Origin of the sequence: Staphylococcus croceilyticus (genome assembly GCF_002902575.1) — a bacterium.
Lineage (GTDB): Bacteria > Bacillota > Bacilli > Staphylococcales > Staphylococcaceae > Staphylococcus > Staphylococcus croceilyticus.
This window is the reverse complement of sequence record NZ_PPRD01000145.1, coordinates 21,015-34,128: the sequence shown is the minus strand read 5'-3', so window position 1 is coordinate 34,128 and position 13,114 is coordinate 21,015. Positions and strand designations below refer to the sequence as shown.

General features: G+C 35.7%; 11 protein-coding genes. All 11 read left to right on the top strand.

Features of this window, described 5'->3' with window-relative positions; all coding sequences use genetic code 11:
* The first annotated feature begins 68 nt into the window (after positions 1-68).
* The 11 genes from CD128_RS11560 (at position 69) to pyrE (ending at position 13,110) form a co-directional block, all read left to right on the top strand.
* A complete protein-coding gene (locus tag CD128_RS11560; protein WP_103330007.1) occupies positions 69-542 on the top strand; it encodes a CHAP domain-containing protein in 474 nt (157 codons plus the stop codon).
* 111 nt (positions 543-653) lie between these two features.
* Complete coding sequence (gene lspA, locus CD128_RS11555; RefSeq protein WP_103330006.1) at positions 654-1,130, top strand: signal peptidase II; 477 nt, start codon at positions 654-656, stop codon at positions 1,128-1,130.
* Positions 1,131-1,141: 11 nt separating this feature from the next.
* Positions 1,142-2,059: an RluA family pseudouridine synthase gene (locus CD128_RS11550; protein ID WP_103330005.1), complete on the top strand. Its 918-nt coding sequence runs from the start codon at positions 1,142-1,144 to the stop codon at positions 2,057-2,059.
* 915 nt (positions 2,060-2,974) lie between these two features.
* The gene (pyrR, locus tag CD128_RS11545) at positions 2,975-3,502 is read left to right on the top strand and encodes a bifunctional pyr operon transcriptional regulator/uracil phosphoribosyltransferase PyrR (RefSeq protein WP_103330004.1); all 528 of its coding nucleotides are present in this window, start codon (positions 2,975-2,977) and stop codon (positions 3,500-3,502) included.
* Between the two features lie 242 nt (positions 3,503-3,744).
* Positions 3,745-5,058, top strand: a complete 1,314-nt coding sequence (locus CD128_RS11540) for a uracil-xanthine permease family protein (RefSeq protein ID WP_103330003.1) — start codon at positions 3,745-3,747, stop codon at positions 5,056-5,058.
* Positions 5,059-5,089: 31 nt separating this feature from the next.
* On the top strand, positions 5,090-5,983 hold the full coding sequence (locus tag CD128_RS11535; protein ID WP_103297900.1) for an aspartate carbamoyltransferase catalytic subunit: 894 nt from the start codon (positions 5,090-5,092) through the stop codon (positions 5,981-5,983).
* A 3-nt stretch (positions 5,984-5,986) separates the two neighbouring features.
* The gene (locus CD128_RS11530) at positions 5,987-7,261 is read left to right on the top strand and encodes a dihydroorotase (RefSeq protein ID WP_103330002.1); all 1,275 of its coding nucleotides are present in this window, start codon (positions 5,987-5,989) and stop codon (positions 7,259-7,261) included.
* A gap of 1 nt (position 7,262) precedes the next feature.
* On the top strand, positions 7,263-8,363 hold the full coding sequence (locus tag CD128_RS11525; protein WP_103330001.1) for a carbamoyl phosphate synthase small subunit: 1,101 nt from the start codon (positions 7,263-7,265) through the stop codon (positions 8,361-8,363).
* Positions 8,356-11,529 carry a carbamoyl-phosphate synthase large subunit gene (gene carB / locus CD128_RS11520; protein ID WP_103330000.1) on the top strand — a complete coding sequence of 1,058 codons (3,174 nt, stop codon included), beginning with the start codon at positions 8,356-8,358 and terminating at the stop codon, positions 11,527-11,529. The genes CD128_RS11525 and carB overlap by 8 nt, the downstream gene beginning before the upstream one ends.
* 278 nt (positions 11,530-11,807) lie before the next feature.
* Positions 11,808-12,500, top strand: a complete 693-nt coding sequence (gene pyrF, locus CD128_RS11515; RefSeq protein ID WP_103297896.1) for an orotidine-5'-phosphate decarboxylase — start codon at positions 11,808-11,810, stop codon at positions 12,498-12,500.
* A gap of 1 nt (position 12,501) precedes the next feature.
* The gene (gene pyrE / locus CD128_RS11510; protein WP_103329999.1) at positions 12,502-13,110 is read left to right on the top strand and encodes an orotate phosphoribosyltransferase; all 609 of its coding nucleotides are present in this window, start codon (positions 12,502-12,504) and stop codon (positions 13,108-13,110) included.
* The last annotated feature ends 4 nt before the right edge of the window (positions 13,111-13,114 follow it).

The window sequence follows — 13,114 nt, the reverse complement described above, 5'->3', positions numbered from 1 at the left end:
TTATACAAAAATTGAAGAGTCTTATATTTTCTTATTCCAATTTAATTCGATAGAAGTAGTGTGATAAAATGAAAAAATTCTTATTAATAATAGTAGTTGGAAGTGCACTTTTAACAGGGGGTGCGCTTTACGATGGCGTAGATAATCAAGATATGACGGAACCTACTATCCACTTTTGGCAAAGCAATCCAATGAAATTTAATACTTATGTTAAGGGACAGTGCACGTATTATGCCTTCGATCGTATTCGTCAAGACGGAAATATGATTAACAACAAATGGGGTGATGCCAAGTATTGGGCATCCAAAGCTGAGGATGAGGGTTACAAAGTAGATGAGCATCCAAAAGCTGGTTCAATATTACAAACTTCTGAAGGGGATCATGGCCATGTTGCTTATGTAGAAAAAGTAAATGATAATGGTTCGCTTACAGTGTCTGATATGAACTATAGAAAACCATATGAAGTAACAAGAAGACATATTGGTACTTATGAAGTAAAAGATTATAACTACATTCATCCTAAAAATAATACTAAAGCGTAATAGATGAAATTTTAATCGTTTGAGATTATAACTGTAGCTTTTTTTATAAAGTCTATTAAGCTATAATGTAGAGTGTTGTCAAAGCATTGAGGTGTGAATGGAGGCACGTGAATGAAAAAGAAATATTATATTGGGATTTCACTTATCATAGCGATTGTTATTTTAGTCATTGACCAATTAACGAAACGTATAATCGCGACGACGATGAATATTGGAGATTCTTATGAAGTAATTCCCAATTTCTTAAGTATAACGTCTCATAGAAATGATGGTGCAGCATGGGGGATTTTAAGTGGTAAGATGGGTTTCTTTTACATTATTACACTTATTATTTTAGTAGTGCTCGTATTATTTTATATTAAAGAAGCAAAATATAATTTATTTATGCAAGTAGCGATTAGTTTGTTGTTTGCTGGTGCATTAGGTAACTTTATTGATCGTTTATTTAATGGTGAGGTAGTAGACTTTATTGATACAAATATTTTTGGCTATGCTTTTCCGATATTTAACGTAGCGGATTCAAGTTTAACTATAGGCGTATTATTAGTCATCATTGCTTTAATCAAAGATGCGACATCAAAAGGATAGGAGGTTATACTTTGGAAACATATGAGTATAAGATAGATAATAATGAACTCGTTGGACAACGAATTGATAAATTACTTTCTGATTTCAATGGAGAATGGTCTCGAAGTCAAATTCAAGATTGGATTAAAGAAGGACTTGTGACAGTTAATGACAAAGTCATTAAATCAAATTATAAAGTTAAAATGAATGATGCGATTGTAGTGACTGAAAAAGAAGTCGTTGAAGCGGATATACAACCTGAGAATTTAAACTTAGACATCTATTACGAAGATGAAGATGTAGCTATTGTATATAAGCCTAAAGGCATGGTAGTTCATCCATCACCAGGTCATTATACTGGTACTTTAGTTAATGGATTAATGTATCAAATCAAAGATTTATCAGGCATTAATGGAGAAATTCGTCCAGGTATTGTGCACCGTATCGATAAAGATACGTCAGGTTTATTAATGGTTGCTAAAAATGATATTGCGCATCGTGGGCTAGTAGAACAACTTATGGATAAAACGGTTAAGCGTAAATATACGGCATTAGTTCATGGCAATATTCCACATGATTATGGCACAATTGATGCGCCTATTGGACGTAATGAAAAAGATCGTCAATCTATGGATGTAGTCGATAATGGTAAAGATGCTGTCACACATTTTAATGTATTAGAGCATTTCAATGACTACACATTAATTGAATGTCAATTAGAAACAGGACGTACACATCAAATTCGTGTGCATATGAAATATATAGGTTTCCCATTAGTTGGAGACCATAAATATGGTCCTAGAAAAACGCTTGATATCGGTGGTCAAGCATTACATGCAGGTGTCATTGGTTTCGAACATCCTGTGACACATGAATACATTGAACGCCAAGCTGACTTACCACAAGAATTTAAAGATTTATTAGAAGAAATTCGCTTAAGAGAAGCGTAATATAGAAAAGACTAGAACTTAAAGTTCTTGAATAAGTACAGGAGACGATTTCTATTGCAATAATATAGAAATTGTCTTTTTTAATTTTATGATTTTAACTCTATTGTGAGGTTCTTGTGTATTAATATGAATATTAATGAACGTAAGTGTTCAAACACTTACGTAAGTAGTTCTAAGATAGATTACTAAACGTGGTTGAGTGCGGGGCCCAGCACAAAGACTTTCGCATAGAAAGTCTGCAAACAAAGCAAGCTGGGGACGGGGCCTCAACATAAAGAATTTCGAATAGAAATTCTACAAGCAATGCAAGTTGGGGTTGAGGAACTTAAGTGTTCACACACTTAAGTAAGTAGTTCTAATGATTAAAATCAAAGAACTACTTTACAAGACCAAGGCTCGACCCAGCCCCCCTAGGCAAGCATCTCAACTTAAGTGTAATATCAATCCATTTTAGAACTGCTTTAGAGACGGCACCCCTGGAAAGCTTAGCAACTTAAGTGAGTGAGTATCTATCTAAGAACGCCTTTACAAGACTACAGGCTTGAGCCTTTCCCACAGGAACGCGACACAACTAAAATGAGTGACTATCTATGAACTATGTTTTTGAAATTTTTTCAGTTTGAGAGTGTATCTTTTTTTAATTTTGCATTGACTTATGTTCAAAAAAGCATTAAGCTAATAACAGTTCAAATAAGAAAACGTTATGTCTTTAAATGAAAGTCCAGAGAGGCTTCAAAGACAGAGAGAATAATTTTATATACTAAATTAAAACATAGCATCGATATTAGGTCGGTATGTTTTATTAACTGAAACTTTTAAAATGTAATCGCTAAAGCATTACATATTTGTATATAAATAAACCCTCGTGTCTTTGATTAAAGACATGAGGGTTTTTATATTTTAAGAGGTGAGATAATGTCAGAACGTATCATTATGGATGATGCTGCAATTCAAAGAACAGTCACACGCATTGCGCACGAAATTCTTGAATACAACAAAGGTACTGAAAACCTTGTATTACTCGGAATTAAAACAAGAGGAGAATTCTTAGCACGACGCATTCAAAATAAAATTAACCAAATTGAACAAAAAAGCGTTCCAACCGGTACGATTGACATTACGCATTTCAGAGATGATATTGAAATCACAAATAAACAAGTTACTAAAGAAGCTATCGATATTGATGCGGATATCACAGATAAAGTTGTCATCATTATCGACGATGTCCTTTACACTGGACGTACAGTCAGAGCTTCATTAGATGCAATATTATTACATTCTCGACCAAATAAGATTGGCTTAGCCGCACTCGTTGATCGAGGCCACCGTGAATTGCCAATTAGAGCAGATTTTGTAGGAAAAAATATTCCAACTGCTAAAAATGAAGCCGTTTCAGTTTATTTAGATGAAAAGGATTCACGTAACGCAGTAGTAATTGAATAAATACCTTTTAAATCAGTACGAGAGACTGAAAAAGGTGAAGTATTTAATGGTGAGTATGTAAATCGATAGTATAAAATAACAAATCAATTTATCCTTATACTCACTGTAATTAAATACTTTATCAGGTACTTAATAGATTAGCATGATACATTCAATGTTATCTATTATAATGAGTACAAATTTTTTAGTCTCTTTACATCCATAATGTAAAGAGACTTTTTTTATAGAAAGGAAGAAAAAAGATGGAAAATGATCAAATGTTTGAACGCACCGTCAAACCGGTGTTAGATGTGAAAGATAAACCGAAACCTTCGCAATGGGCATTACTCAGTTTACAACATTTATTTGCCATGTTTGGCTCAACGGTATTAGTACCATTCCTAACAGGCTTACCAATCTCTGCTGCATTACTTGCTTCAGGAATAGGAACATTACTTTACATCTTAATCACAAAAGCAAAAATTCCAGCGTATCTTGGTTCAAGTTTTGCATTTATTACGCCTATCATCACAGGATTAAGTACACATAGTTTAGGTGATATGTTAGTCGCTTTATTCGCTAGTGGTGTGATGTACATCATCATTGGTATTTTAATTAAAATCAGTGGTACAGGTTGGTTAATGCATCTGTTACCACCAGTAGTAGTGGGACCAGTCATTATGGTTATCGGTTTGAGTTTAGCGCCTACAGCAGTAAACATGGCGATGTTTGAGAACTCAGGCGAGATGAAAGGCTACAACTTAAGTTACTTAATCGTTGCCTTAATCACATTATTAGTAACGATTATCGTACAAGGTTTCTTTAAAGGTTTCTTATCACTTATCCCAGTACTTATCGGTATTATAGTAGGTTACATTGTAGCTATCTTTATGGGAATTGTTAATTTTGCACCTATTGCAAAAGCAAGCTGGATTGATTTCCCACACATCTACTTACCGTTTAAAGATTATGTTCCATCTATACACATAGGATTAATCTTGGTAATGTTACCAATCGTGTTTGTAACGGTAAGTGAACACATTGGTCACCAAATGGTTATTAACAAAATCGTAGGACGTAACTTCTTTGAAGATCCAGGTCTACACCGCTCGATTATTGGTGATGGGGTCTCAACAATGTTCGCAAGTATCATTGGTGGGCCACCAAGTACAACATACGGTGAGAACATCGGTGTGTTAGCCATCACAAGAATTTACAGTATTTATGTGATTGGAGGCGCAGCAGTCATTGCGATTGTGCTTTCATTTATCGGTAAATTCTCAGCTCTTGTTTCATCAATACCTACACCAGTTATGGGTGGCGTTTCCATCTTACTCTTCGGTATTATCGCCGCAAGTGGTTTGAGAATGTTAGTTGAGAGTAACATTGATTTCTCCAACAACCGTAACTTAGTTATCGCGTCAGTTGTCTTAGTAGTTGGTATTGGTAACTTACTTATCAACTTAAAAGGACTTGGCATTAATCTTCAAATTGAAGGTATGGCACTAGCAGCAGCACTTTCAGGTATTATCTTAAATTTAATTTTGCCAAAAGAAAAAGAAGAAACAAAACACTAATTTAAATAGATTATTTATCAGGAGGCGCTTTATGAAAAACTTATTATCTATGGAACACTTATCAAACGAGGACATTTACGATTTAATTCAAACAGCTATCGCTTATAAATCAGGAGAACAAGCATTACCACAATATGAAGGTCAATTCGTATCAAACTTATTCTTTGAAAATTCTACACGTACAAAATGTAGCTTCGAAGTTGCAGAACAAAAACTTGGCTTGAAAGAAGTGAACTTTGAAACAAGTACTTCATCTGTTCAAAAAGGTGAATCACTGTACGACACATGTAAAACGTTAGAAAGCATCGGCGTGGACTTATTAGTTATTAGACATTCACAAAATGCATACTACGAAGAATTAGAGAACCTTAACATTCCGATTGCGAATGCTGGAGACGGAAGTGGTCAGCACCCTACACAAAGCTTATTAGACATCATGACAATTTATGAAGAATATGGTTCATTTGAAGGTTTGAAAGTATTAATTTGTGGTGATATTAAAAACTCACGTGTTGCTAGAAGTAATTACACTAGCTTAACAGCACTAGGTGCAGAAGTGATGTTCTCAAGTCCAGATGAGTGGGTGGATGATACACTAGATGCGCCATATGTCCAAATTGATGACGTGATTGATCAAGTAGATATAGTAATGTTATTACGTGTGCAACATGAAAGACACGGTATAACAGGTGAAGCGAACTTTGAAGCAAATGAATATCATGAGAAATATGGTTTAACGACAGAACGTTATGACAAATTAAAAGATAATGCGATTGTAATGCATCCAGCACCAGTTAATAGAGGTGTAGAAATTGACTCAGAATTAGTTGAAGCACCTAAAGCACGTATCTTTAAACAAATGACTAACGGTATGTATTTAAGAATGGCAGTTATCAATAAACTATTATCAGGAAAAGGGGAGTAAATAATGAAATTAATTAAAAACGCTCAAATTTTAGATAACGGTGAACTGAAACAAGTTTCAATATTAATTGATGGACAACACATCAAAGAAATTAGCAACTCAATTGAAGTAAAAGACGATGTTGAAGTAATTGATGCACAAGGCCAATTCGTGGCACCTGGATTTGTAGATGTACATGTACACTTACGTGAGCCAGGCGGTGAACATAAAGAAACGATTGAAACAGGCACAAAAGCAGCAGCTCGTGGTGGTTTCACTACAGTATGTCCAATGCCAAATACGCGTCCTGTACCAGATTCAGTTGAAAACATGGGTCGTTTAAATGAACTTATTAAAGAAAATGCGCAAGTACGTGTATTACCATACGCTTCAATTACAGTACGTGAAGCAGGTAAAGAGCATGTAGATTTTGAAGCTTTAGCTAAAGAGGGCGCTTTCGCTTTCACTGATGATGGTGTAGGTGTGCAAGAAGCTGCAATGATGTATGAAGCAATGCAACAAGCTGCTAAAGTAAATAAAGCTGTAGTAGCGCACTGTGAAGATAACAGCTTAATCTACGGCGGTGCGATGCATCAAGGTAAACGTAGTGAAGAATTAGGTATTCCTGGTATTCCTAATATTTGTGAAGCAGTACAAATTGCTAGAGACGTATTATTAGCAGAAGCTGCAGATTGTCATTACCATGTGTGTCATGTCTCTACTAAAGAAAGTGTTAGAGCAATTCGTGATGCTAAAGCAGCAGGCATTCATGTTACTGCAGAAGTAACACCACATCACTTATTATTAACAGAAGATGATGTGCCAGGGGATGACGCCATTTTCAAAATGAATCCACCTTTAAGAAGTAAAGAAGACAGAGAAGCGTTATTAGAAGGCTTATTAGATGGTACGATTGATTGTATCGCAACAGACCATGCGCCTCATGCTAAAGAGGAGAAAGCACAACCGATGACGAAAGCACCATTCGGTATTGTGGGTAGTGAAACAGCATTCCCATTATTATACACACACTTTGTGAAAAATGGGGACTGGACACTTCAACAATTAGTGGATTATTTAACTATTAAACCTGCTGAAACATTCGATTTACCATATGGCAGATTAGAAGAAGGAAGCTTTGCTGACTTAACAATCATTAACTTAGATGAGGAACGCGAAATCAGAGGCGAAGATTTCTTATCTAAAGCGGATAACACACCATTCATTGGATACAAAGTATACGGTAATCCAGTATTAACAATGGTTGAAGGCGAAGTTAAATTTAAGGAGGATAAGTAAGATGCTTGAACGACGTTATCTTGTATTAGAAGATGGGACATTTTATGAAGGCTATAAATTAGGATCAGATGAATTATCTATCGGAGAAATTGTGTTCAACACAGCCATGACAGGTTATCAAGAAACAATTTCTGACCCATCTTATACTGGTCAAATCGTGACCTTTACCTACCCATTGATTGGGAATTACGGAATTAATAGAGATGATTTCGAATCATTAACACCTACATTAAATGGTGTAGTAGTGAAAGAAGCAAGTACGCACCCAAGTAATTTTAGAAAACAAAAAACATTACATGAAGTACTTGAACAATACAAGATTCCAGGAATTTCAGGCGTTGATACACGTAGTATTACACGTAAAATCAGACAACACGGTGTATTAAAAGCTGGATTTACTGATAATAAGGAAGAAATTGAACAATTAGTTGAAAGCTTAAAAACAGCAGAGTTACCTCGCGATGAAGTGACTACAGTTTCAACTAAAACACCATATGTTTCAACAGGTTCGGACTTAAGCGTTGTATTATTAGACTTTGGTAAGAAACAAAACATTGTGCGTGAATTAAACTCAAGAGGATGTAACGTAACGGTTGTACCTTATGATACGTCAGCGGAAGAAATCTTAGCGATGTCTCCAGATGGTGTAATGTTATCTAACGGTCCTGGGGATCCAGATGAAGTAGACGTTGCATTAGATATGATTAATGGTATTTTAGGCAAAATTCCATTCTTCGGTATTTGCTTAGGACATCAATTGTTTGCATTATCTCAAGGTGCTACTTCATTCAAGATGAAGTTTGGTCACCGTGGTGCGAACCACCCGGTAAAAGACTTACGTACAGGTAAAGTAGATATTACTAGTCAAAACCACGGTTATGCGATTGATAAAGACTCATTAGCAAATACAAATTTAGAAGTTACACATATCGCTTTAAACGATGGCACAGTAGAAGGTTTAAGACATAAAACATTACCTGCGTTCTCAGTACAATATCACCCTGAAGCAAGACCAGGCCCAAGTGATTCAAATTATTTATTCGACGAATTTATGACAATGATGAAAGAATTTAAAGAAAAGGAGCATACAGTAAATGCCTAAACGTGACGATATTCAAACCATTCTAGTAATTGGATCAGGTCCAATTATAATAGGACAAGCTGCAGAATTTGATTATGCAGGTACACAAGCGTGTTTAGCGCTTAAAGAAGAAGGATACCGTGTTATCTTAGTTAACTCGAATCCTGCAACAATTATGACAGATAAAGAAATTGCAGATAAAGTTTATATCGAACCGTTAACACATGATTTTATTGCTCGCATTATCCGTAAAGAACAACCCGATGCATTGCTACCAACACTAGGTGGTCAAACCGGTTTAAACATGGCAATTCAATTACATGATAGCGGCGTGTTAGAAGCAAATAATGTAAAACTATTAGGTACTGAACTTGAATCAATTCAACAAGCAGAAGACAGAGAACTGTTTAGATCATTAATGAATGACTTAAACGTTCCCGTACCTGAAAGTGATATCGTTAATACGGTAGAACAAGCTTTTGCTTTCAAAGAACAAGTAGGTTACCCATTAATTGTACGCCCAGCATTCACTATGGGGGGGACTGGCGGCGGTATCTGTCACAATGACGAAGAGTTAAAAGAAGTAGTAAGTAATGGTTTACATTATAGCCCTGCTACACAATGTTTAATTGAAAAATCAATCGCAGGTTATAAAGAAATCGAATATGAAGTAATGCGTGATAAAAATGATAACGCGATTGTAGTATGTAATATGGAAAACATCGACCCAGTCGGTATCCATACTGGTGACTCAATCGTTGTGGCACCAAGTCAAACTTTATCTGATGTTGAATATCAAATGTTACGTGATGTATCACTTAAAGTTATCAGAGCTTTAGGTATTGAAGGTGGATGTAACGTTCAATTAGCTTTAGATCCACATTCTCTAAATTACTATATTATCGAAGTAAACCCACGTGTGTCACGTTCATCAGCATTAGCTTCTAAAGCAACGGGTTATCCAATTGCTAAACTAGCGGCTAAAATCGCAGTAGGATTAACGTTAGATGAAATGTTAAATCCAGTAACTGGCACATCTTATGCTGCCTTCGAACCGGCATTAGACTATGTAATTTCTAAGATTCCTCGTTTCCCATTTGATAAATTTGAAAAAGGTGAACGAGAACTAGGTACGCAAATGAAAGCTACCGGTGAAGTAATGGCTATTGGACGTACATATGAAGAATCGTTATTAAAAGCCATCCGTTCATTAGAATATGGTGTACATCATTTAGGCTTACCAAACGGTGAAAGTTTCGACTTAGACTATATTAAAGAACGTATTGGTCATCAAGATGATGAACGCTTATTCTTCATCGGTGAAGCAATTCGTCGTGGTACAACATTAGAAGAAATTCATAACATGACTCAAATCGATTATTTCTTCTTAAATAAATTCCAAAACATCATTAACATTGAGCATGAATTAAAAGAACATCCTGGTGATTTAGAATACCTTAAATATGCTAAAGATTATGGCTTTAGTGATAAAGTAATCGCTCACCGCTTTGGCACGACAGAAGAAGAAGTATATCAATTACGCCAAGACAACAATATCAAGCCAGTATATAAAATGGTAGATACATGTGCAGCAGAATTTGAATCTACAACACCATATTATTACGGCACGTATGAAACTGAAAATGAATCAGTTGTTACAGATAAAGAAAAAATCTTAGTACTTGGTTCAGGTCCAATCCGTATTGGACAAGGGGTAGAATTTGACTATGCCACTGTACACGCTGTATGGGCTATCCAAAATGCTGGGTATGAAGCAATTATCGTAAATAATAACCCTGAAACAGTTTCAACAGACTTTTCAATTTCAGATAAATTATACTTCGAACCATTAACTGAAGAAGATGTAATGAATATCATTAACTTAGAACAACCTAAAGGTGTGGTTGTACAATTCGGTGGTCAAACAGCGATCAACTTAGCAGATAAGTTAGCGAAATATGGTGTTCAAATCTTAGGTACGACATTAGAAGATTTAAACCGTGCAGAAGATAGAAAAGAGTTTGAAGCGTTATTACGTAAGATCGATGTCCCACAACCTAAAGGTAAGACTGCAACTTCTCCTAAGGAAGCGCTTGAAAATGCCCGTGAAATTGGCTATCCAGTTGTAGTACGACCATCCTATGTTTTAGGTGGACGTGCAATGGAAATCGTAAATAGCGATGCTGAATTAGAAAACTATATGGAACAAGCGGTTAAAGCAAGTCCAGAACATCCTGTATTAGTTGATAGATATTTAACAGGTAAAGAAATCGAAGTAGACGCGATTTCAGACGGTGAAACAGTGATCATCCCTGGTATCATGGAACATATCGAACGTGCAGGTGTGCATAGTGGTGACTCAATCGCAGTGTATCCACCACAAACATTAAGCCAAGAAGATATTGATACGCTAGAAGATTACACAATCAAATTAGCTAAAGGTTTAAATATCGTTGGTTTAATCAATATCCAATTCGTTATCGCACATGATGGTGTTTACGTATTAGAAGTGAACCCACGTGCCAGCCGTACAGTGCCATTCCTAAGTAAAATTACTGATATTCAAATGGCGCAATTAGCAATGCAAGCAATTATGGGTACTAAGTTGAAAGACTTAGGTTATAAACAAGGGGTTCAACCATACTCAGAAGGTGTATACGTTAAAGCACCAGTATTCAGCTTTAATAAATTGAAAAATGTAGACGTAACGCTTGGACCTGAGATGAAATCTACCGGTGAAGTTATGGGTAAAGACATGACATTAGAAAAAGCTTTATATAAAGGCTTAACTGGTAGTGGAGTAGAAGTAAAAGATCACGGTACTGTATTAATGACAGTTAGTGATAAAGATAAAGAAGAAATCGTAAAAATAGCACATCGCTTAAATGAAGTAGGCTACAAAATCTTAGCAACAGAAGGTACAGCTGAAAAATTAAAAGAACATCACATCCCAGTTGAAGTCGTAGGTAAAATCGGTGGAGAAGATGATTTACTAACACGTATTCAAAACGGAGAAGTACAAATTGTGATTAATACAATGACAAAAGGTAAAGAAGTAGAAAGAGATGGTTTCCAAATCCGTCGTACTACTGTAGAAAATGGTGTACCTTGCTTAACTTCATTAGATACAGCAAGCGCATTAACAAATGTTATTGAAAGCATGACATTCACAATGAGAAATATGTAAACAATTAATGAAAACGACAGAGCAGAATAAGGTCTGAACAAAAGTGTTTAGGTTTTGAGCAGAACCGAGCGATGAGCAAAATTGAATTTCAAATTTTGTCGAATCGCGATGGCACCCCAGCTTGCTTTGCTTGTAGATTTTCTTTTTGAAAATCTCTGTGCTGAGGGCCCCTCTGCCGAGGATCCTGCTTTTGGGAAGCCGTTAAACAGTATTATAAAGCATAAATTTTTATGAAGCTTACGCTGCTCTCGTCGTTCATTTTCAAAAGGAGCTTATAAATGAAAGATTTACCAATTATCGCTTTAGATTTTGAATCTGCAGATAAAGTAAATACATTTCTTGATCAATTCGATGAACCATTGTTTGTGAAGATTGGTATGGAATTATTTTACCAAGCAGGGCCAGACTTAATTAAAACGATTAAATCACGTGGACATGATATCTTTCTAGACCTTAAATTGCACGACATTCCTAATACTGTGGAAAAAGCAATGGAAGGTTTAGGTAAACTTGATGTAGATTTAGTTAATGTGCATGCTGCTGGAGGTACACAAATGATGGAAGCAGCTGTACGCGGTTTACGTAAATATAGTAAAGATACAAAGATTATAGCGGTAACTCAGTTAACTTCTACTACTGAAGAGATGTTGCATAACGAACAAAATATTCAAACGACTATTGAAGAAGCCGTATTGAATTATGCGAAATTAACACAGAAAGCTGGACTTGATGGTGTTGTATGTTCACCACTAGAAGCAGAATTATTAACAAATGAGTTAGGTTCAGACTTTTTAAAAGTAACACCAGGGATCAGACCACAAGGGGCAGCGGTTAATGATCAAAAAAGGATTACTACACCTGAAGATGCTAAACAATTAGGGGCAACACATATTGTAGTTGGACGTCCAATTACGCAAAGTCAAAATCCAGTAGAGAGTTACAAAAATATTAAAGAAAGTTGGTTAGGTTAAGATGGCAAAAAACATTGCGAAATCATTATTAGATATTGAAGCAGTTACATTATCACCAAACGATTTATATACGTGGAGTTCTGGTATTAAATCACCTATCTATTGTGATAACCGTGTGACATTAGGTTATCCTGAAGTGCGTGAAGCAATTCGCGATGGCTTAAGCCAATTAATCACTGATAAATTTAATGGTGTTGAGATTGTTTCAGGTACTGCCACAGCTGGCATTCCTCATGCCGCTTATATCTCTGAAAAGTTAAATTTACCAATGAACTATGTACGTTCTAAAAGTAAAAGTCATGGTAAACAAAATCAAATCGAGGGCGCTCAAAGTAAAGGTAAAAAAGTGGTAGTAGTGGAAGATTTAATTTCAACTGGTGGCTCATCTATTACAGCAGTGGAAGCTTTACAAGAAGCAGGTGCAGAAGTTGTAGGCGTAGTAGCTATTTTCACTTACGGCTTAGCTAAAGCAGATAAGATGTTTAAAGACATTGGTGTACCTTTCTACACATTAAGTAACTATAATGAATTGATTGAAGTAGCTCGTGAAGAAGGTAAAATTTCTGAAGAAGATATTCAAACGTTAGTTGATTGGAGAGACAACTTATAATAAG

Bases quoted from the DNA above. Each gene is read 5' to 3' on its own strand.
- CD128_RS11560 (WP_103330007.1), top strand. From the start codon at position 69: ATGAAAAAATTCTTATTAATAATAGTAGTTGGAAGTGCACTTTTAACA.
- lspA (WP_103330006.1), top strand. From the start codon at position 654: ATGAAAAAGAAATATTATATTGGGATTTCACTTATCATAGCGATTGTT.
- pyrR (WP_103330004.1), top strand. From the start codon at position 2,975: ATGTCAGAACGTATCATTATGGATGATGCTGCAATTCAAAGAACAGTC.
- CD128_RS11540 (WP_103330003.1), top strand. From the start codon at position 3,745: ATGGAAAATGATCAAATGTTTGAACGCACCGTCAAACCGGTGTTAGAT.
- CD128_RS11535 (WP_103297900.1), top strand. From the start codon at position 5,090: ATGAAAAACTTATTATCTATGGAACACTTATCAAACGAGGACATTTAC.
- CD128_RS11530 (WP_103330002.1), top strand. From the start codon at position 5,987: ATGAAATTAATTAAAAACGCTCAAATTTTAGATAACGGTGAACTGAAA.
- CD128_RS11525 (WP_103330001.1), top strand. From the start codon at position 7,263: ATGCTTGAACGACGTTATCTTGTATTAGAAGATGGGACATTTTATGAA.
- carB (WP_103330000.1), top strand. From the start codon at position 8,356: ATGCCTAAACGTGACGATATTCAAACCATTCTAGTAATTGGATCAGGT.
- pyrF (WP_103297896.1), top strand. From the start codon at position 11,808: ATGAAAGATTTACCAATTATCGCTTTAGATTTTGAATCTGCAGATAAA.
- pyrE (WP_103329999.1), top strand. From the start codon at position 12,502: ATGGCAAAAAACATTGCGAAATCATTATTAGATATTGAAGCAGTTACA.